Raw genomic sequence first — 18,925 nt, 5'->3', positions numbered from 1 at the left:
TCTGCGGTCGCTAAAACCCGTCGATTCCCGCCGCACGTAATGTGTCACTCAAGGCCAGGACCTGCGGGTCGCGGAAAAATGCGCTCAATTGCGCCGCACGTCCCGGGCCGATTCCGGCCTCGACCTGCCATTGTTCGGTGTTTCGTTGCGCCAGTTCCTGCCATGAATCGGCAAGTTGCGCCTGGCCGGTCGGTGGTAATCCCAGGGCTTTGAGCCAGCGAGCAAAAGGGCGTTGGCGGGCGCTGTTGAAACTGTTTAAAAGACGAGTCGTGCTGCGCTCGCCGAAACCGTCAATGTTAGCAAGCTCTTGAGCATCGAGGGTCAACCAATCCAGCAGGCCGTTCAGACGGCCTGTTGCGAGAAGTTTCTCCCAGATGCCGGGACCGACATGAGGCAAGGCCAGCCCTTGCTTGCCACTGAGCCAGGTCAGTCGCGCGAGGAATTGGCTTTCGCAACCGGGTGTCGGCTGCCAGCAACTCAACGGATGAAAGTCTGCTGCCAACGGTATGTTTAATTCGGCGCGTTCGGCGGCGCGCAGAACCACGCCGTCGAGCCTGGGAATGGTCAGCCCCGCCAGACTGATGGACACCTGATCGCCGGGGCGGATATCCAGTTCCTCCCAGCGTCGCAGGGAGCTGGCGCTCACGCGTTTGATCTGACGGTCATCGAGCGTCACCGGTTTCAGCTCCAGCACCGGTGTAATCCGTCCGGTACGACCGACCTTGAAATCGACTTTTCGCACCTCGGCCAGCGCCTGGGCAAAGGGGTATTTCCAGGCGACGGCCCAGTAAGGTGTTTTCACCTGCCAGCGCTCGGCCGAAAGGCGCTGGCTCTGGCGCAGGACGACACCGTCGCTGGCAAAGGGTAATGGAGAGCGGTACCAGTGATCGCGCCAGCGTTCGGCATCGGCGAATGTCTGGATCGGCTGGCTGTAAGGCGCGGTGCTTGGAAAACCCAGTTCATCCAGGGCGGCGACGCGGTCGGGCAAATTGGCCGGGCCTTGCGGCCAATCCCAGATAAACAGCCCGATGCCAGCGGCTTGCTCAGGGGGGAGTTCCTTGCGGGCCATCAGACCGGCCACCGTAGAACGGGCATTTAGGCTGCCGGCCCTGGCTTGTACATGGTCGATCAGGCGCCAGTAGAGTTCGCCTTGCACGAGCAAGTCCACAGGTTGCGCCAGTTGTCGGGGGATAACGGGGATCAGTCGTGCCGAGGCAGTCCAGTCCTGTCCGGTCATGCCGTCACCGCGACTGATCGCCTGATGCAGCACGCCGTTGCGATAGATCAGCGTCACGGCTACGCCGTCGACCTTGGGTTGTATCCAGATGTCCTTGCGATCGCGCAGCCAAGCCTCGGCCGCACGACCATCAAGCAGTTTTTCCAGGCCCGTGTGAGCGATGGGGTGGACGATCTTGCCTCCAGCCGTACGCAATGGCTCAGGCGCCAGACCTGAGTCAAAACACTCACTCCATTCGGTCAGCCGTTCGCGGGACTGATCGTAGAGTTCGTCGGTGACCAATGAGTGGCCACGGCGGTGATAGTTGTCGTCCCAGGTGTCGATTTGTTTTTGCAGGGCTGTGATTTCGTCCAGAGCTCTGGCGGGTGGCCAGTCGGGGCAATCTGCAGCGTTTGAGATCGAGCAGAGCAAGGTCAGGGAGAAAATAGTAAACAGGCGCAGAAGCATGCTGAGCGTCCTTGCTCAATTGGAATACTTGAAGGCTAGTCACTTATTGTCAGGCGGGAAGGGTGGGTGTTTTGCCTTGTGTTTCCGGGTGAATGAGCTGGCCTCATCGCGAGCAGGCTCGCTCCCACAGGGAAATGCATTCCAATGTGGGAGCGAGACCGGCTTGCCGGCGATGGCGGCGACACGGTCCAAGCGAAAGACAATAAAAAGCCCCACACGGCGAACCGTGCAGGGCTTTTGGTACCGCCGGGGAGGTCTTACAGGCCGGCAGCCGAACGCAGGTCGTCGGCGCGGTCGGTTTTTTCCCAGGTGAACGTGGTGAAAGTATCTTCGCCCACAGTCTTGGTGGCCGGAGTGCGACCGAAGTGGCCGTACGCAGCGGTTTCCTGGTACATCGGGTGCAGCAGGTCGAGCATGGTGGTGATTGCGTATGGACGCAGGTCGAACACTTCGCGAACCAGTTTGACGATTTTGTCGTCGCTGATTTTGCCGGTGCCGAAGGTGTTCAACGAGATCGAAGTCGGTTGAGCAACACCGATCGCGTAGGAAACCTGAATCTCGCAACGCTCGGCCAGGCCGGCAGCGACGATGTTCTTGGCCACGTAACGACCGGCGTAGGCCGCCGAACGGTCAACCTTCGATGGATCCTTACCGGAGAACGCGCCGCCGCCGTGACGGGCCATGCCGCCGTAGCTGTCGACGATGATCTTGCGACCGGTCAGACCGCAGTCACCTACCGGGCCACCGATGATGAACTGGCCGGTCGGGTTGATGTGGAACTGGGTGTCTTTGGTCAGCAGTTCGGCAGGCAACACGTGCTTGACGATCAGCTCCATCACGCCTTCGCGCAGGTCTTTGTACGACACTTCTGGGTTGTGCTGGGTCGACAGAACAACGGCGTCGATACCGACAACCTTGCCGCCTTCGTAACGGCAAGTCACTTGCGACTTGGCGTCCGGGCGCAGCCAAGGCAGCAGGCCGGATTTACGGGCTTCGGCCTGGCGCTGAACCAGTTGGTGCGAGAAGGTGATCGGTGCTGGCATCAGCACGTCGGTTTCGTTGCTGGCGTAGCCGAACATCAGGCCCTGGTCGCCAGCGCCCTGATCTTCAGGCTTGGCACGGTCGACACCCTGGTTGATGTCAGGGGACTGCTTGCCGATGATGTTCATCACGCCGCAAGTAGCGCCGTCGAAGCCGACATCGGAGCTGTTGTAGCCGATGTCGAGAATCACGTTGCGCACGATTTCTTCCAGGTCGACCCAGGCCGACGTGGTGACTTCACCTGCGATGATTGCCACGCCGGTTTTCACCAGCGTCTCGCACGCCACACGGGCGAACTTGTCTTCAGCAATGATGGCGTCCAGCACCGCATCGGAAATCTGGTCGGCGATTTTGTCCGGATGCCCTTCGGACACGGACTCGGAGGTGAAGAGGGAGTATTCGCTCATCTCGATTTTTTCCTGAATTTACCGATGGTGAGTGTCGCCAGCTGGCCGCTGAAAGTGGCGGACCTGAATCTGGAAACCATTACGTAAGCCTACATAGAGGCTTTCCCCGGGAACGAGTCCCGCAGCGGTGGCCCAACGGGCCAGATCGTCCTGTTCAAACCCCAACCAGAGATCACCGCAGGCCTCCCTGGCCCAACTCTGGTTGTGGCTACATAACTCTGTCACAAGCAGGCTACCGCCCGGTTGCAGCAAATCGGCCATGTGCTTGAGCGCATCGGCCGGCGCGGCAAAATGGTGCAGCACCATGTTCAGTACAACGCAATCGGCCTTGAGGCTTACACCATTCAATGCATCGGCCAGTTGCAGGCTGACGTTAGCCAGCGTTTCACGTTCGCAGACCTGGCGCGCCAGTTCGAGCATCGCCGTGCTGTTGTCCAGTGCGGTGACGTGCGTGAAACGGCGCGCCAGTTCCGGCAGAAAAGCGCCGTCGCCAGGGCCGACTTCAATGGCCGTGGCCCCTTCACTGAAGCTCAGTTTGTCGAGCAAGGCCACCACGCTTTCGCGGTACTGCGGCAGGCCGGCAATCAAGTCCTGCTGGGCACGAAACTTCTCCGCGACCCGTGAGAAAAAGTCCTGGCTGGCCGCCGCCCGTTGCCCATGGACCTGACCGATCCGCGACTGCACATCGGCCGGCAGGGTCAGGTTGTCCACTTCTTCGAGCAGCGCAGCGTGCAGTTTGCCGCCCAGCAGATCGGTGTGGGGCAGGGCGCGACGGTAAAAAATCGCATTGCCTTCACGACGCGTTGCCACCAGGTCGGCCTGGGCCAGCACCTTGAGGTGATGACTCATGCCCGACTGGCCGATGCCGAAGATCTGCGCCAGTTCCAGTACGCCAAACGAATCGTTGGCCAGCGCACGCAATACATTCAGCCGCAAAGGATCGCCGCCGGCCTTGCACAGGGCTGCCAGCTCATCGCACTCGTCATGTTGAATGGAAGGCACGCGTAAATTCATAGGGCCAGCAGTCTAGTGATGGTCAGAAATCCCCGCAAGAGCAATATCAAAAAGTTTTGATATTGCTCGATAGATGGCACTTCTCGGGGAAAGGGTCACTCTACAAATCGTCAGCGGAAAGGTTTCACCAGGCGAATGCGCCTTTATCCACCGGAAAAACGCCTTCAGATGATTATCTGTCATTGCCCCGAGGCGGCTCGGTGAGGGAAAATGCTCGCCTTTTTTCCGTTTCGTTTTATTCACTCTCGATTCAATATCCGCAGGAGAACAGCGATGCCCAGCCGTCGTGAGCGTGCCAACGCCATTCGTGCCCTCAGCATGGATGCCGTGCAAAAAGCCAACAGCGGCCATCCCGGTGCCCCTATGGGTATGGCAGATATCGCCGAAGTACTTTGGCGTGACTACCTGAAGCACAACCCGAGCAATCCATCGTTCGCCGACCGTGACCGCTTCGTGCTGTCCAACGGTCACGGTTCGATGCTGATCTACTCGCTGCTGCACCTGACCGGCTACGACCTGTCGATCGATGACCTGAAAAACTTCCGCCAACTGCACAGCCGCACTCCGGGCCACCCGGAATTCGGCTACACACCTGGCGTTGAAACCACCACCGGTCCACTGGGCCAAGGCCTGGCCAACGCGGTTGGTTTTGCCCTGGCAGAAAAAGTCCTGGCGGCGCAGTTCAACCGTCCGGGCCACAACGTTGTCGACCACCACACCTACGTGTTCCTGGGTGATGGCTGCATGATGGAAGGCATTTCCCATGAAGTCGGCTCCCTGGCCGGTACGTTGGGCCTGGGTAAACTGATCGCCTTCTACGATGACAACGGCATCTCCATCGACGGCGAAGTCGAAGGCTGGTTCACCGACGACACCCCTAAGCGTTTCGAAGCCTACAACTGGCAGGTGATCCGCAACGTCGACGGTCATGACCCGGAAGAGATCAAGATCGCCATCGACACTGCACGCAAAAGCGCGCAGCCAACCCTGATCTGCTGCAAGACCACCATCGGTTTCGGTTCGCCGAACAAGCAAGGTAAAGAAGACTGCCACGGCGCCCCGTTGGGTGACGCGGAAATCGCTCTGACCCGCACGGCGTTGAAGTGGAACCACGGTCCTTTCGAAATCCCGGCCGATATCTATGCCGAGTGGGACGCCAAGGAAGCCGGCCGCGCAGTTGAGGCCGAGTGGGATCAGCGTTTCGCTGCTTACTCCGCGGCTTTCCCTGAGCTGGCCAACGAGCTGATCCGTCGTCTGAGCGGCGAACTGCCGGCTGACTTCGCTGAAAAAGCGTCTGCCTATATTGCTGAAGTCGCGGCCAAGGGCGAAACCATCGCCAGCCGTAAAGCCAGCCAGAACGCACTGAATGCCTACGGCCCGATGCTGCCGGAATTCCTCGGCGGCTCCGCTGACCTGGCCGGTTCCAACCTGACCCTGTGGAAAGGTTGCAAAGGCGTCACCGCCGACGACGCAAGCGGCAACTACGTGTACTACGGCGTTCGCGAGTTCGGCATGAGCGCGATCATGAACGGCGTGGCTTTGCACGGCGGTCTGGTGCCTTACGGCGCGACCTTCCTGATGTTCATGGAATACGCCCGCAACGCCGTGCGCATGGCCTCGCTGATGAAGAAGCGCGTGCTGTTCGTCTACACCCACGACTCCATCGGTCTGGGCGAAGACGGCCCGACTCACCAGCCGATCGAGCAACTGACCAGCCTGCGCAGCACACCGAACCTCGACACCTGGCGTCCAGCCGATGCCGTTGAATCGGCAGTGGCCTGGAAGTTCGCCCTGGAGCGTAACGACGGTCCTTCGGCCTTGATCTTCTCGCGTCAGAACCTGCAGCACCAAACCCGCAACGCGATTCAGATCGAAGAGATTTCCCGTGGCGGTTACGTGTTGAAGGACTGCGCAGGCGAGCCTGAGCTGATCCTGATCGCCACCGGTTCGGAAGTGGGTCTGGCGGTTCAGGCTTACGACAAGCTGACCGAGCAAGGTCGCAAGGTGCGTGTTGTTTCGATGCCGTGCACCAGCGTGTTCGATGCGCAGGACGCCGGCTACAAGCAAGCGGTTCTGCCTTTGCAGGTCAGCGCCCGTATCGCCATCGAAGCCGCGCACGCGGACTACTGGTACAAGTACGTGGGCCTGGAAGGTCGCGTGATCGGCATGACCACCTACGGCGAGTCGGCGCCAGCGCCAGCCTTGTTCGAAGAGTTCGGCTTCACCCTGGAAAACATCCTGGGTCAGGCTGAAGAGCTGCTGGAAGACTAAAGCACAACACGGTGGCCCCGGCTGCCGCGGTCCCTGTAGGAGCGAGCCTGCTCGCGATGGTCGTTAACGATAACGCTGGCTGTCTGGATAAACGCGTTGTCCTGAAGTCCATCGCGAGCAAGCTCGCTCCTACAAGGGTTGTGTTGCACATTAGAATTTCGTCTGGCTGCGTATTATCGAGAACCCCATGCCTCAACCGCGTCCCTACAAAGTTGCACTCAACGGCTACGGCCGGATTGGTCGTTGCGTCTTGCGTGCGTTGTTCGAGCGAGGCGAGAAGGCCGGGTTTGAGATTGTCGCGATCAACGATCTGGCCGACATGGCCAGCATCGAATACCTGACACGCTTCGACTCCACCCACGGGCGTTTTCCCGGCGAAGTGCGAGTTGAGGGCGATTGTCTGCATATTAATGGCGACTGCGTGAAGGTTCTGCGCAGTGCCACCCCCGAAGGCATCGATTGGGCGTCGCTCGACGTCGATCTGGTGCTGGAGTGCTCCGGCGCTTACCACACCCGCGAAGATGGCCAGCGTTTCCTCGACGCCGGCGCACCGCGTGTGCTGTTTTCCCAGCCGATGGCCAGCGAGGCGGATGTCGACGCCACCATCGTCTACGGCGTGAACCAGGATTGCCTGACCGGCGAAGAGCTGCTGGTGTCCAACGCGTCCTGCACCACCAACTGCGGCGTGCCGCTGTTGCGCCTGCTGGATCAGGCCATTGGTCTGGAATACGTGTCGATCACCACCATCCACTCGGCGATGAACGATCAGCCCGTCATAGACGCCTATCATCACGAAGACCTGCGCCGCACCCGTTCGGCGTTCCAGTCGGTGATTCCGGTGTCCACTGGTCTGGCGCGCGGCATCGAACGCCTGTTACCGGAACTTGCCGGGCGAATTCAGGCCAAAGCCGTGCGGGTGCCGACGGTGAACGTGTCTTGCCTCGACATTACGATGCAGACCGTGAGCGATACCGACGCCACCGAGGTCAACCGGATTCTGCGCGAGGCTGCCACCAGCGGCCCGCTCAAAGGCCTGCTGGCCTACACCGAGCTTCCCCATGCAAGCTGTGATTTCAACCATGACCCACATTCGGCCATCGTCGATGCCAGTCAGACCCGAGTTTCCGGCCCACGGCTGGTGAACATCCTGGCCTGGTTCGACAACGAATGGGGTTTTGCCAACCGAATGCTGGATGTTGCAGAACACTATCTGCAAACAGCGACTTCAAAAAAACCGTAGGAAGTGCGACCCATGACCGTGTTGAAGATGTCCGACCTCGATCTGCAAGGTAAGCGCGTATTGATCCGCGAAGACCTCAACGTCCCAGTCAAGGACGGTGTAGTCACCAGCGATGCGCGAATCCTGGCTTCGCTGCCGACCATCAAGCTGGCCCTGGAAAAAGGCGCGGCCGTGATGGTCTGCTCGCACCTTGGCCGTCCGACCGAAGGCGAATTCTCGGCCGAGAACAGCCTCAAGCCTGTCGCCGACTACCTGAGCAAGGCTTTGGGCCGCGAAGTGCCGCTGGTTGCCGATTACCTGGGCGGCGTTGACGTCAAGGCAGGCGACATCGTCCTGTTCGAAAACGTGCGCTTCAACAAAGGCGAGAAAAAGAACGCTGACGAACTGGCCCAGCAATACGCCGCCCTGTGCGACGTATTCGTGATGGACGCCTTCGGCACCGCTCACCGTGCCGAGGGTTCGACCCACGGCGTGGCCAAGTTCGCCAAAGTCGCCGCTGCTGGCCCGTTGCTGGCCGCTGAACTGGACGCACTGGGCAAAGCGCTTGGCGCCCCGGCTCAACCAATGGCGGCCATCGTTGCCGGTTCCAAGGTCTCGACCAAACTCGACGTGCTGAACAGCCTGAGCCAGATCTGCAACCAGTTGATCGTCGGCGGCGGCATTGCCAACACGTTCCTGGCCGCTGCCGGTCATCCGGTCGGCAAATCCCTGTACGAGCCGGACCTGTTGGACACCGCTCGCGAAATCGCCGCCAAGGTCAGCGTGCCGCTGCCGGTGGACGTTGTCGTTGCCAAGGAATTCGCTGAAAGCGCCACCGCGACCGTCAAGCTGATCGCCGACGTGGCCGCAGACGACATGATCCTGGACATCGGCCCACAGACCGCGGCGAATTTCGCCGAGCTGTTGAAGTCGTCCAAGACCATCCTGTGGAACGGCCCGGTCGGCGTGTTCGAATTCGACCAGTTCGGTAACGGCACCAAAGTGCTGGCCCAGGCCATTGCGGAAAGCTCGGCATTCTCTATCGCGGGCGGCGGCGACACCCTGGCGGCCATCGACAAATATGGCGTCGCTGATCAGATCTCCTACATTTCTACCGGCGGCGGCGCGTTCCTTGAATTCGTCGAAGGCAAGGTATTGCCGGCGGTGGAAGTCCTGGAAAGTCGGGCCAAGGCCTGAGGTCGCTGATTTGACCAGGAAAGGGAGTGTTCAGATGGTCAAGACGCTAGCGCTGTTGATCGTTGCGGGTTCGCTGGCGGCTTGTGGGAGTAACCCGAAAGCCAAGCCGGAACCTGCGCCGCAATCGGTGGAAAAAGGCTGCTACCAGGCTGACTGGCAAGCGGAAACCAACCCGGTGATCAACAAGCGTTCCGGGCCTGATGGCCTGGACAAATACGAAACACAGACACCCGCCAAGGAACATGGTTGCCCTTGACGGGTCTGACTCCTTACTCAGGGCTGGCGGCGTGCGCCGTCAGTCGAGGAACACGGATGAAAGGTTTTATCGCCATTACGGCGCTGGCACTGCTGGCAGGTTGCTCTAATTTCAACCTGTTCAAGCCTGCCGAATCGACGGACAACTGGACCACCTGGACCTGCGACAGCCAGGCCAAAGTGCTCTGGCGCTACACCGACGACAGCCGCAAGGCCGTCGACGTGCGCCTCGGCGGGGCCGATCAGGTCTATCGCCTGAAGCTTGAACCGGGTGCGGAAGGTTCGCTGTACAGCAACGACATGCTGGCGTTTCACGTAAAAGGTGAGGAAGGCCTGGTGTACTGGGTCGCCACCAACGATTTGATCGGCCGCGGTTGTAAAGCCGAATGATGCGAGGCCGACGCCAAACCCTGTAGGAGCCGAGCTTGCTCGCGAAGAGGCCAGCACTTTCAACACAAGTGTTGGCAGTTAAACCGCCATCGCGAGCAAGCTAGGCTCCTACAAGGGCTAGCGTCAGCTCTCAGGATTTTTGTTGTACCGAATCCGCAGCCCGGACCAACCCCCGATCTGCAAAAACTTGAATAGCAGCCGCCGCTCCGGCAGGCTGGCACGATTAACGACCCAAACCGGGAGAGACACACACAATGGCACTTATCAGCATGCGCCAGATGCTGGACCACGCAGCCGAGTTCGGCTACGGCGTTCCAGCCTTCAACGTCAACAACCTTGAGCAGATGCGCGCCATCATGGAAGCCGCTGACAAGACTGACTCCCCGGTGATCGTCCAGGCTTCGGCCGGTGCTCGCAAATACGCCGGCGCACCGTTCCTGCGTCACCTGATCCTGGCGGCAATCGAAGAATTCCCGCACATCCCGGTGTGCATGCACCAGGACCACGGCACCAGCCCTGACGTCTGCCAGCGCTCCATCCAACTGGGCTTCAGCTCGGTCATGATGGACGGTTCCCTGGGCGAAGACGGCAAGACCCCGACCGACTACGACTACAACATCCGCGTTACCCAACAAACCGTGGCCTTGGCTCACGCCTGTGGCGTATCGGTAGAAGGCGAGCTGGGCTGCCTGGGTTCGCTGGAAACCGGCATGGCCGGTGAAGAAGATGGCATCGGCGCCGAAGGCGTTCTGGATCACAGCCAAATGCTGACCGACCCGGAAGAAGCCGCTGACTTCGTCAAGCGCACCCAGGTCGACGCCCTGGCCATCGCCATCGGCACCAGCCACGGCGCGTACAAGTTCACCAAGCCGCCTACCGGCGACGTGCTGGCCATCGACCGCATCAAAGAGATCCACAAACGCATCCCGAATACCCACCTGGTGATGCACGGATCGTCTTCGGTTCCGCAAGACTGGCTGGCAATCATCAACCAGTACGGCGGCGACATCAAAGAAACCTACGGCGTGCCGGTTGAAGAAATCGTTGAAGGCATCAAGTACGGCGTGCGCAAGGTCAACATCGACACCGACCTGCGCCTGGCATCCACCGGTGCGATGCGTCGCCTGATGGCCACCAACCCAAGCGAGTTCGACCCACGCAAATTCTTCGGCGCGACCGTGACGGCGATGCGTGACGTGTGTATTGCTCGTTACGAAGCTTTCGGTACTGCGGGCAACGCTTCGAAGATCAAGCCGGTCTCGTTGGAAGCGATGTATCAGCGTTATTTGAAGGGTGAGTTGAACGCGAAGGTTAACTAAGTGTTGGCTGTTCTGGTCGCATGAATAACCCGCCGAGAGGCGGGTTTTTTATAGGGAGAGTTTTTTCAGCCGCATTGCTGTTTTTTATTTTCACTGGCGCCGTAATTGCCAAAATGTATTAAGAACTGTCATTTATTACAGGTGATTTAACGATCGGTGCTGCGTATTGTTTGAGCCAGTTTAGAGCCCGTAATAATGCGGGTTTTTATTGCGTGCGTTTTGCTGCTGTTTAAGCGTGTCAAAGCCACGCTGATTCAGATCGTCCCCACGCGGGAGCGCAGGAACAATCAGTGACGGCTATTTATCGTGATCAATATCCAACTTGCTGAATGTCACTTTCCCGCCTTCACTGGTGTACCCGGTGTTGTCCTGCACATAAACCCCGGCCTTGAAGTACAGCGGTTTGACGCGCCATGTAGCGCTGATGTTGGTGTCCCACTGGTAACCCGCAGCGCTGATGCCCAGCGCGCCGCCAGGGCTGAGGTGGATGAGGTAGGAGAATTCCTGGTCCAGCTTCACGCCCGTTGCAATGGTGATCACCCGACCTTCGCCGTCATCGGGGTGCATGCGCACTTTGGCGACGATGTTGCCCGTCTTGCTGCTGGTCTTGTACTGATACTCGACCTTCACCATGGGCTTCTGGCTTTCATAGGCGTGGATCTGGCCGATGACGATTTTGCCCGAGCTCGGCACCTGGTTCACCGCCAGGGTGGCATGCAGGGAGTTGTCGGCGTCCGGGTAGTACCAGTTTTTCAGGGTGCCGTTGCTGTAGGTTTCCCGCAGTTCGGTGCGCGGATATTTCGCGTTTTCGGTTTTCGTGCCGGTCACCGGGGTCCAGAAAAACAGGGTGCCGGTGTCGGAATGGAAGTATTGATCCTTGAAACCCTTCACCAGTTTGGCTGTTTCAACGGTGTACGGCGGGTTGCCGACGGGAACACTGAGGTTCCAGGATGCGAGATCGATCATAGGAAAAGCTTCCACGAATTTTGCAGCACGGACGTACCAGAAGCTCTAGCACGCGCCTTGGAGGCGGTCTTTATAAGCGTAGAAAGGGCATTTTGTTAACGCCTGCCTGACAAATGGATGACATCAAAATCCTGTTAAAAGGCCATCTTTCCCGTTTTTAGCGGCCTGTAGCGGTGACCGTTAGTCGGTAAATGAACCTTTTAGTTAAATGATGGCGTACTGATATCTTCTGCTTTAGCGAATCCCGGTCTAGAGTGAAGGCTTGTTATATGTCCGGTTTTCACGAGAAACCGGCCTGACGCCCCAACAAGAGAAGCAGCATGGAATGCGCGCAACCCACGCCAGCCGAAGGCAGCTCAACCCTTTTAATCGTCGATGATTACCCTGAAAACCTGATCAGCATGCGCGCGTTGCTGCAGCGCCAGGATTGGCAGGTCATGACGGCTGCGTCCGGTTTTGAAGCCCTCAGTCTTTTACTCGAACACGATATCGACCTGGTGCTGCTGGATGTGCAGATGCCGGGTATGGACGGCTTTGAAGTCGCACGCCTGATGCGAGGCAGCCAGCGCACCCGCCTGACGCCGATCATTTTCCTCACCGCCAATGAACAGTCCCAGGACGCTGTGATCAAGGGCTATGCCAGCGGTGCGGTGGATTACTTGTTCAAACCGTTCGATCCGCAGATTCTCAAGCCCAAAGTCCAGGCACTGCTCGAGCATCAGCGCAATCGCCGGGCGTTGCAGCGCCTGAGCCACGATCTGGAGGTCGCGCGCGCCTTTAATGCGTCGGTGCTGGACAACGCCGCCGAAGGCATCCTGGTGGTCGGTGAGGACGGTCTGATTCGCTTTGCCAATCCGGCGATGTCGCGGCTGCTCAATGCCACGCTGCAAGACCTGCAGGGCAAAGAGTTTGTGGATTACCTGCAAAAGCCGCATATCCCGATCTGGGCCGATTCCGAATTGCTCGCCGGTTACAAACGCGGCGAAACCTTGCGCCTGCATGACGCGCTGTTGCGTACGGCCCCGGGCCAGCAGGTGCCCGTGGCGCTGTCTTGCGCGCCACTGCCCACCGAACAACATGCGATGGTGGTGACGGTGCTGGACATGTCGGTGGTGCGCCATCTGCATCAGCAACTGGAATTCCAGGCGGTGACCGACCCGTTGACCGGGCTGCTCAACCGCCGGGGTTTTTATCAGACGGTGGAAAACCTGCTGCTGCGTGGCGAGCGCTCCGACAGCGCGTGGGTATTGCTCTACCTCGATCTCGACGGGTTCAAGCGGGTCAACGATTCCCTTGGCCATGATGCCGGCGACCGCGTGTTGCGCTGGGTCTCCGAGCAGTTGAAGGCGTGCTTGCGGCCGTTCGACATTCTGGCGCGCATGGGCGGCGACGAGTTCACGGCGCTGCTGGATCTGGAGTTCCCCGAGCAAGCGGCGAAGATTGCCGAAAAACTCATCGAACGGGTGTCGATCTGTCAGCAGATCGATGGTCTGGATATCGCACTGGGCGCCAGCATCGGCATCGCCACGTACCCGGATTGCGGGGCCAATCTCGATGGTCTGATGCGGGCGTCGGACATCGCCATGTACGAGGCAAAACGGGCCGGCCGTCAGCAGTATCGCTTCTATGACCATGACATGAATGGCCGCGCGCGCTCACGGCTGATGCTCGAAGAAAGTGTGCGCGCCGCCATTGAAAATCGAGATTTCAATCTGGTGTACCAGCCGCAGGTGGCCATCGCCGGTGGACAGATTCGCGGGTTCGAAGCGCTGTTGCGCTGGCAGCACCCGAGTGTCGGCGACGTGCCGCCCGGGCTGTTTTTACCGTTGCTGGAAGAAGCGCGGTTGATCAGTCGTCTGGGCAGCTGGATCTATCATCGCGGCGCCGGGCAGCGCAAAGCCTGGGAAACCCTGTTTGCCGAGGACCTGGTGCTGGGTGTCAGTTTGAGCAGCACGCAGTTCGGCATGCCCAACCTGGTCACCGAGTTGCGCCAGGTGCTGGAACGTCATGGCTTGCAGGCGCGTCACCTGGAAGTCGAGGTCACTGAAGAGGCCTTGATGCACAACCCCGAGGAAACCCGCAAACAGTTGCGCCTGCTGCGTAACCTGGGCGTGCGGGTGGCGCTGGATGACTTCGGTTCCGGGCCGTGCTCGCTGGCTCATCTGCGCGACCTGGAGCTGGACACGCTCAAGCTCGATCGCCATCTGATCGCTCGCTTGCCAGCGTCTACGCGGGATGCGGCGTTGGTGCGCAATGTGATCGACCTGTGCAAACAATACGGAATGCTGGTGATCGCCGAAGGGGTGGAAACCGTCGCGCAATATGAGTGGTTGCAAGCCAATGGTTGCGAGTACGTACAAGGCTTCCTGGTTGCTCACCCGATGGTGGCCGAAGATGTCGGCGACTTTGCGCAGCCGTTCGACTGGAGCGCGCTGACGGACTGAATTCGCTACACTGGCGACCTTTTCGTAACCGATGTTGCCGCCCCGATGACTGCCTTGAAATTCCTCCAGGCCTATCCCGCTGCATTGCAGGACCAGGTGCGCCGACTGATCACCGAAGGTCGGCTGGGCGATTACCTGAGCCAGCGTTATCCGCAAAAGCACGACGTGCAGAGCGACAAGGCGTTGTACACCTATGCGCTGGACCTGAAGCAGGAATACCTGCGTAACGCCCCGGCCATCGACAAGGTGTTGTTCGACAACCGTCTGGACCTGACCCACCGCGCCCTCGGCCTGCACACCACGATCTCTCGGGTGCAGGGCGGCAAGCTCAAGGCCAAGAAAGAAATCCGGGTGGCTTCATTGTTCAAGGAAGCCCCTGCCGAATTTCTGAAAATGATCGTGGTGCACGAGCTGGCGCACTTCAAGGAGTCGGATCACAACAAAGCGTTCTACAAGCTGTGCGAACACATGTTGCCGGGGTATCACCAGATCGAGTTCGATTTGCGGGTGTACCTGACGTGGCGGGAAATGCAGTAGCCAAGGAGTGTGTGGATGGACGTGAGCAAGACCAAGAGCAGCTTCTATCGCCGTTTGTACGTGGCGTACCTGATCGACAGCGGGCTGGCCAGCAGCGTCCCGGCACTGACCGAGGTGACCGGCATGCCCCGGCGCACGGCTCAGGACACCATTGCGGCGTTGGCGGATCTGGACATCGTTTGTGAGTTCGAGCAGGAAGAGGGCGCGCGCAACCATGCCGGGTGTTATCGGATTCGCGAGTGGGGGGCGATTGATCGGGGATGGATCGAGCGTAATCTGCGGCAGATTAAAGCGGTGTTGGAGTATCCCTGAAATTTGCGGCGTTGCGGCTGACGTCTTCGCGGGCAAGCCTCGCTCCTACAGGTTCACTGAAAACCTGTAGGAGCGAGGCTTGCCCGCGAAGAGGCCCTCAGGAGCGACGCATCCCGATATGCGGAATCCCGTCCTCCAGATACTCCTCACCCGCCACGACAAACCCGTACCGCCCGTAATACCCCTGCAAATGCGCCTGGGCCGACAGATAAACCGGCACTTCAGGCCAGCGCTTTTCCGCCTGCTTCAATGCCTGGGCGATCAGCTCATGACCCAGGCCCTTGCCGCGATAATCCGGCGCGGTAATCACCCGCCCGATCACCACATCGCCGCCCTGCAATTCAGGATCGAGCAAGCGCAGGTACGCCGCCAGTCGATCCCCGTCCCAGGCCATCAGGTGGCAGGTATCACCTTCCAGATCCTGGCCATCAACGTCTTGATAAACACATTTCTGCTCCACAACGAACACTTCAGCGCGCAGCTGCAGAACGGCGTACAGCTGCTCCTTGCCCAGATCACTGTGGTGTTTGCAGATCCAATCGATTGTCATCTTCACATTCCTTGAACAGCGTCCCTCCGATACTAAGCGTCCGCGCGAAAGATGTCTTGATGGCGGAGAAAACTGTGACAAAGGCCAAAATGCCATCATTCATTTTGCGCGGAGTTGTCTTCTTTGTGTAATCTGGGATGAAGCGCTGTGCAGTGGCTTCGATGAGCTAATGTTAGTACCTGGATTTTGCCGGTACGGGGCCTTGGAGTTTTGGCTGAAAACGTCGGGCAGCCGCCCGCTAAGGATTTTCGAGCATGCCGCGATTGCATCGAGCTTTGGCCTTGATCGGATTGCTGTTGCTGACTCAGAGCGCCGCAGCGGAAAAGCTGCGGTTGGTCGCCGATTTATGGCCACCCTTTACCGACGCCACGCTGGTCAACGGTGGGTTGGCCACCGACATTGTCAGTACTGCGCTGGCCCGCGCCGGCTATGCCAGCGATTTTGAACAGGTGCCGTGGGCGCGTGCGTTGCTGGGCATCGGCGAAGGGCGTTATGACGTGCTGGTGAACGCCTGGTACACCGACGAACGCACCAAGCTCGGTCAGTTTTCCGGCGAGTACCTGCTCAACCGCGTGCGCTTTCTCAAGCGCAAAGACGCGCCGATCGAATTCAATAATCTGCAGCAATTGCACATGTACCCGATTGCGGTGGTGCGCGGTTATGCCTATTCACCCGCGTTCGATGAAGACGCCTCGCTGCAGAAGGTCCCGGTGCACAGCTTCGCCATGGCCGTGCGCATGGTCGCCGCCGACCGGGTCAAGCTGACCCTGGAGGATGAATACGTCGCGCGTTACTACCTGGCACGGGAGTCAGCCAAGGTGCGCAATGCCGTGGAATTCCTGCCCAAGCCGTTGAGCGAGAACAGCCTGCATATACTGGTCAGCCTGAAAAATCCGCAACATGAACAGATCGTGGCCGGTTTTGATCGGGAGATTGCCGAGATGAAGGCGGATGGGAGTTATGAGCGGTTGATGAAGGAACATGGGATGTGAGCGGGCGGCGTTCCGACTTGCCCGCGAAGGGGCCCGCCGGGTCACCACAGATCTCAATCCTCGCTGGTGTCTTTGATGAGATGCGCTGCCAACGTCCGCAACGGCCCCAACTGCCGGCAAATCAGCGCCAACTGCGTCTGCACCAACCGCTGCCCTTCATCGATTTCATCCGGCATCTGCTCCAGCTCATTGGCCAGCGCCTCTTCCTCATCACTTTGAATCGCAATCGGCAGTTTGCTCGCCAGGCCTTGAGCGATTTCATCAATGCTCGCTGCCAGTTTCACGCCGGCACCTTCGATCAAATGCTCGCGCACGTCCGCCGGCAGCTGGGTTTCACGGTGTGCGCCCAGTCCTGACAAATAGCTGAGCAAAGTGTGCGACAACACCAGGAAGCGGAACCCGACATCCGCTTCCTTACGGAAATGCCCGGGCTCCATCAGCATGTTGGCCAGCGTCGTCGACAGTGCCGCATCCGCGTTGTGCGCGTTGCGCCGGGCCAGGCGATAGGCCAGGTCGTCGCTCTTGCCGGCGGCGTATTGCTGCATGATCTGACGCAGGTAAATGCTGTTGCAGGTCAGGGTATTGGCCAGCACTTTGTTCAGGCGTCGACCCTGCCAGTCCGGCAGGAACAGGAACACCGCGAGCCCGGCGATGAGGCTGCCGAGCAAGGTATCGAACAGTCGCGGCAGGAACAGGCCATAACCGTCGCCGACCTGGTTGAAGCAGAACAGCACCATCAAGGTGATCGCTGCCGTCGCCAGGGTGTAGCGCGTGGTGCGGTTGGTGAAGAACACCACCCCGGCGGCAATCGCGAAGCACGACTGGATCAGCGGGTTCGGGAACAGATCAAACAGCGCCCAGGCCAGGGTCAGGCCGATGGCGGTGCCGATGATCCGCTGGCCGAGCTTGCGGCGTGTGGCGCCGTAGTTCGGTTGGCAGACGAAGAGCGTGGTGAGGATGATCCAGTAACCTTGCGACGGGTGAATCAAATGCACCATGCCGTAGCCGATGCTCAACGCGAGGGGCAAGCGCAGGGCGTGGCGGAATAGCAACGAGGTCGGCGTCAGCTGCGTGCGCAAGCGCATCCACACATCCTTGAGGCTGCGTGGCGAGCGGTCGAGCAGACTGCTGTCGGTGGCGTCGGCGAGCGCGTCGGGGTTGCTCGCATCACTGAGCAAACGGTCGAGGGTGCCGAGGTTGGCGGCCAGTGCGCGCAAGGATCGCAGCAGTCCGCGCCAGGCCGGGTTGCTCTGGATGCGCAGGTGTTCGAGTGACGCGTGCAGGTCGCTCAGGGCTTCGGCGAAGCTGGCGTCGTAGATGAACGGCTGACGCATCTGGATCGATTCCGCCAGCGCCCGGCAAGCCTTGCCCTGCTGGCGCAGCAGGCGCTGACAGCGGAACAGTACGTCGCTGTGGAAGAAGGCGTCGGCCAGCGCGTTATACGGATAGTGCGAGGAGCTGGCGCGCTCGTGGATGTCCTGGGCGAGGAAGTAGAGTTTCAGGTAGCGGCTGACTTTCGAGCCCGGTCGACCGTTGCCGACCCGATGCAGAATGATTTCCTTGGCGGCGTTCAGAGCCGCGACGCCCCGGCCGTTCTGCTGCGCCAGTTCCAGACGACGCGCTTCCACGTCCATCTGCCGGATCGGCTCGAACAGCGACGATTTCAGCTTCAGGTAAAAACCCAGCTCACGGAATAATCGCGCGAGGCTCTGCTGCACCGGCTGGTTGGAAAACATCGCCTGCCACAACACTGAGAGTAAGCCGTACCACGCCGCGCCGGCCACCAGCAGCACCGGCTCGTGCCAGAAATCGGTCACCGCGCCGCCGCGCTGGTCCACGCCAATCATGGTGTAGACCGACAGAATCAACGTTGCCGAGGCAATCGCGCCATAGCGTTCGCCTAGGGCGCCGAGCATGGTCAGGCCGAAACTGGCCAACGCGAGGGCGATGACGAAGACGATGGGGTAGGGGAAGAGCAATTCGACGGAGAGGGCAGCGATGCTGAAGCACACCAGCGTCACGGCCAGCGAATTGAGGCGGCCCTGCCAACTGTCATCGGTCTCGGCCAGGGCGCTGGCGATGATCCCCAGGAACAGCGGGATCAGCAGCCCCATTTCATCCTGATACCAACACAGCGCCATGCTGCCGGTCAGGGCGATGAACACCCGCACGCTGTAACTGAATTTATCCAGCGCCCAGAGGCGACGCAGAGACTGACGAAAAGGGGTCGATGGCATGAAGTGCGAAGGCCTTCCGAGGCAATGACGCTAAATTGAGCCAGTAATGACGCCGACGCAATGGCGCCGATCACATCTGACAGCAAAATC

General features: G+C 59.8%; 16 protein-coding genes. 10 read left to right on the top strand and 6 right to left on the bottom strand.

Features of this window, described 5'->3' with window-relative positions; translation table 11 throughout:
• Positions 1 to 10: 10 nt before the first annotated feature.
• The 3 genes from ligB to ACA066_RS27035 all read right to left on the bottom strand — a co-directional run bounded on the left by ligB (position 11) and on the right by ACA066_RS27035 (position 4,146).
• Positions 11 to 1,684, bottom strand: coding sequence for an NAD-dependent DNA ligase LigB (gene ligB, locus ACA066_RS27045; RefSeq protein ID WP_497697301.1), 1,674 nt, complete (start codon positions 1,682 to 1,684; stop codon positions 11 to 13).
• 257 nt (positions 1,685 to 1,941) lie between these two features.
• Positions 1,942 to 3,132 (bottom strand): methionine adenosyltransferase, encoded by a 1,191-nt coding sequence (gene metK / locus ACA066_RS27040; RefSeq protein WP_008033298.1) that lies wholly within the window; start codon positions 3,130 to 3,132, stop codon positions 1,942 to 1,944.
• Between the two features lie 18 nt (positions 3,133 to 3,150).
• The gene (locus tag ACA066_RS27035) at positions 3,151 to 4,146 is read right to left on the bottom strand and encodes an ArsR/SmtB family transcription factor (RefSeq protein ID WP_214379419.1); all 996 of its coding nucleotides are present in this window, start codon (positions 4,144 to 4,146) and stop codon (positions 3,151 to 3,153) included.
• A 273-nt stretch (positions 4,147 to 4,419) separates the two neighbouring features.
• On the opposite strand from ACA066_RS27035, the gene tkt reads away from it, so the two are divergent.
• The 6 genes from tkt to fba all read left to right on the top strand — a co-directional run bounded on the left by tkt (position 4,420) and on the right by fba (position 10,797).
• On the top strand, positions 4,420 to 6,417 hold the full coding sequence (gene tkt, locus ACA066_RS27030) for a transketolase (RefSeq protein WP_497697300.1): 1,998 nt from the start codon (positions 4,420 to 4,422) through the stop codon (positions 6,415 to 6,417).
• A gap of 187 nt (positions 6,418 to 6,604) precedes the next feature.
• Complete coding sequence (gene epd, locus ACA066_RS27025; RefSeq protein ID WP_497697299.1) at positions 6,605 to 7,657, top strand: erythrose-4-phosphate dehydrogenase; 1,053 nt, start codon at positions 6,605 to 6,607, stop codon at positions 7,655 to 7,657.
• A 12-nt stretch (positions 7,658 to 7,669) separates the two neighbouring features.
• Positions 7,670 to 8,833 (top strand): phosphoglycerate kinase, encoded by a 1,164-nt coding sequence (locus tag ACA066_RS27020; RefSeq protein ID WP_027926616.1) that lies wholly within the window; start codon positions 7,670 to 7,672, stop codon positions 8,831 to 8,833.
• A gap of 34 nt (positions 8,834 to 8,867) precedes the next feature.
• A complete protein-coding gene (locus ACA066_RS27015; RefSeq protein ID WP_497400113.1) occupies positions 8,868 to 9,089 on the top strand; it encodes a hypothetical protein in 222 nt (73 codons plus the stop codon).
• A gap of 56 nt (positions 9,090 to 9,145) precedes the next feature.
• Positions 9,146 to 9,478, top strand: a complete 333-nt coding sequence (locus ACA066_RS27010) for an MliC family protein (protein ID WP_497697298.1) — start codon at positions 9,146 to 9,148, stop codon at positions 9,476 to 9,478.
• Between the two features lie 254 nt (positions 9,479 to 9,732).
• Positions 9,733 to 10,797 (top strand): class II fructose-bisphosphate aldolase, encoded by a 1,065-nt coding sequence (gene fba / locus ACA066_RS27005; RefSeq protein WP_497697297.1) that lies wholly within the window; start codon positions 9,733 to 9,735, stop codon positions 10,795 to 10,797.
• A 297-nt stretch (positions 10,798 to 11,094) separates the two neighbouring features.
• Here fba and ACA066_RS27000 read toward each other — a convergent pair whose 3' ends face one another.
• Positions 11,095 to 11,763: a polysaccharide lyase family 7 protein gene (locus ACA066_RS27000; RefSeq protein ID WP_497697296.1), complete on the bottom strand. Its 669-nt coding sequence runs from the start codon at positions 11,761 to 11,763 to the stop codon at positions 11,095 to 11,097.
• 320 nt (positions 11,764 to 12,083) lie between these two features.
• Between ACA066_RS27000 and ACA066_RS26995 the strand changes: the two genes are divergently transcribed.
• From ACA066_RS26995 to ACA066_RS26985, 3 genes are read left to right on the top strand one after another with little or no spacing between them, the layout of a single operon-like run.
• Positions 12,084 to 14,207: a putative bifunctional diguanylate cyclase/phosphodiesterase gene (locus ACA066_RS26995; RefSeq protein WP_497697295.1), complete on the top strand. Its 2,124-nt coding sequence runs from the start codon at positions 12,084 to 12,086 to the stop codon at positions 14,205 to 14,207.
• 45 nt (positions 14,208 to 14,252) lie between these two features.
• Positions 14,253 to 14,744, top strand: a complete 492-nt coding sequence (locus ACA066_RS26990) for a M48 metallopeptidase family protein (RefSeq protein WP_497697294.1) — start codon at positions 14,253 to 14,255, stop codon at positions 14,742 to 14,744.
• A gap of 15 nt (positions 14,745 to 14,759) precedes the next feature.
• Positions 14,760 to 15,056 carry a winged helix-turn-helix domain-containing protein gene (locus ACA066_RS26985; RefSeq protein ID WP_497697293.1) on the top strand — a complete coding sequence of 99 codons (297 nt, stop codon included), beginning with the start codon at positions 14,760 to 14,762 and terminating at the stop codon, positions 15,054 to 15,056.
• 97 nt (positions 15,057 to 15,153) lie between these two features.
• On the opposite strand, the gene ACA066_RS26980 is transcribed toward ACA066_RS26985, so the two are convergent.
• A complete protein-coding gene (locus ACA066_RS26980) occupies positions 15,154 to 15,606 on the bottom strand; it encodes a GNAT family N-acetyltransferase (protein WP_497697292.1) in 453 nt (150 codons plus the stop codon).
• A gap of 254 nt (positions 15,607 to 15,860) precedes the next feature.
• Here ACA066_RS26980 and ACA066_RS26975 point away from each other — a divergent pair, with 254 nt between their 5' ends.
• A complete protein-coding gene (locus tag ACA066_RS26975) occupies positions 15,861 to 16,598 on the top strand; it encodes a substrate-binding periplasmic protein (RefSeq protein ID WP_497697291.1) in 738 nt (245 codons plus the stop codon).
• Between the two features lie 53 nt (positions 16,599 to 16,651).
• Here ACA066_RS26975 and yccS read toward each other — a convergent pair whose 3' ends face one another.
• Positions 16,652 to 18,835: a YccS family putative transporter gene (yccS, locus tag ACA066_RS26970; RefSeq protein ID WP_497697290.1), complete on the bottom strand. Its 2,184-nt coding sequence runs from the start codon at positions 18,833 to 18,835 to the stop codon at positions 16,652 to 16,654.
• Between the last annotated feature and the right edge of the window lie 90 nt (positions 18,836 to 18,925).

Source organism: Pseudomonas sp. LBUM1651 (genome assembly GCF_059716135.1).
The sequence above is the reverse complement of the archived record's forward strand: the minus strand, read 5'-3'. Positions and strand labels throughout refer to the sequence as shown.

Coding starts and splice junctions, on each gene's coding strand:
- ligB (WP_497697301.1), bottom strand. CDS start 1,684: ATGCTTCTGCGCCTGTTTACTATTTTCTCCCTGACCTTGCTCTGCTCG.
- metK (WP_008033298.1), bottom strand. CDS start 3,132: ATGAGCGAATACTCCCTCTTCACCTCCGAGTCCGTGTCCGAAGGGCAT.
- ACA066_RS27035 (WP_214379419.1), bottom strand. CDS start 4,146: ATGAATTTACGCGTGCCTTCCATTCAACATGACGAGTGCGATGAGCTG.
- tkt (WP_497697300.1), top strand. CDS start 4,420: ATGCCCAGCCGTCGTGAGCGTGCCAACGCCATTCGTGCCCTCAGCATG.
- epd (WP_497697299.1), top strand. CDS start 6,605: ATGCCTCAACCGCGTCCCTACAAAGTTGCACTCAACGGCTACGGCCGG.
- ACA066_RS27020 (WP_027926616.1), top strand. CDS start 7,670: ATGACCGTGTTGAAGATGTCCGACCTCGATCTGCAAGGTAAGCGCGTA.
- ACA066_RS27015 (WP_497400113.1), top strand. CDS start 8,868: ATGGTCAAGACGCTAGCGCTGTTGATCGTTGCGGGTTCGCTGGCGGCT.
- ACA066_RS27010 (WP_497697298.1), top strand. CDS start 9,146: ATGAAAGGTTTTATCGCCATTACGGCGCTGGCACTGCTGGCAGGTTGC.
- fba (WP_497697297.1), top strand. CDS start 9,733: ATGGCACTTATCAGCATGCGCCAGATGCTGGACCACGCAGCCGAGTTC.
- ACA066_RS27000 (WP_497697296.1), bottom strand. CDS start 11,763: ATGATCGATCTCGCATCCTGGAACCTCAGTGTTCCCGTCGGCAACCCG.
- ACA066_RS26995 (WP_497697295.1), top strand. CDS start 12,084: ATGGAATGCGCGCAACCCACGCCAGCCGAAGGCAGCTCAACCCTTTTA.
- ACA066_RS26990 (WP_497697294.1), top strand. CDS start 14,253: ATGACTGCCTTGAAATTCCTCCAGGCCTATCCCGCTGCATTGCAGGAC.
- ACA066_RS26985 (WP_497697293.1), top strand. CDS start 14,760: ATGGACGTGAGCAAGACCAAGAGCAGCTTCTATCGCCGTTTGTACGTG.
- ACA066_RS26980 (WP_497697292.1), bottom strand. CDS start 15,606: ATGACAATCGATTGGATCTGCAAACACCACAGTGATCTGGGCAAGGAG.
- ACA066_RS26975 (WP_497697291.1), top strand. CDS start 15,861: ATGCCGCGATTGCATCGAGCTTTGGCCTTGATCGGATTGCTGTTGCTG.
- yccS (WP_497697290.1), bottom strand. CDS start 18,835: ATGCCATCGACCCCTTTTCGTCAGTCTCTGCGTCGCCTCTGGGCGCTG.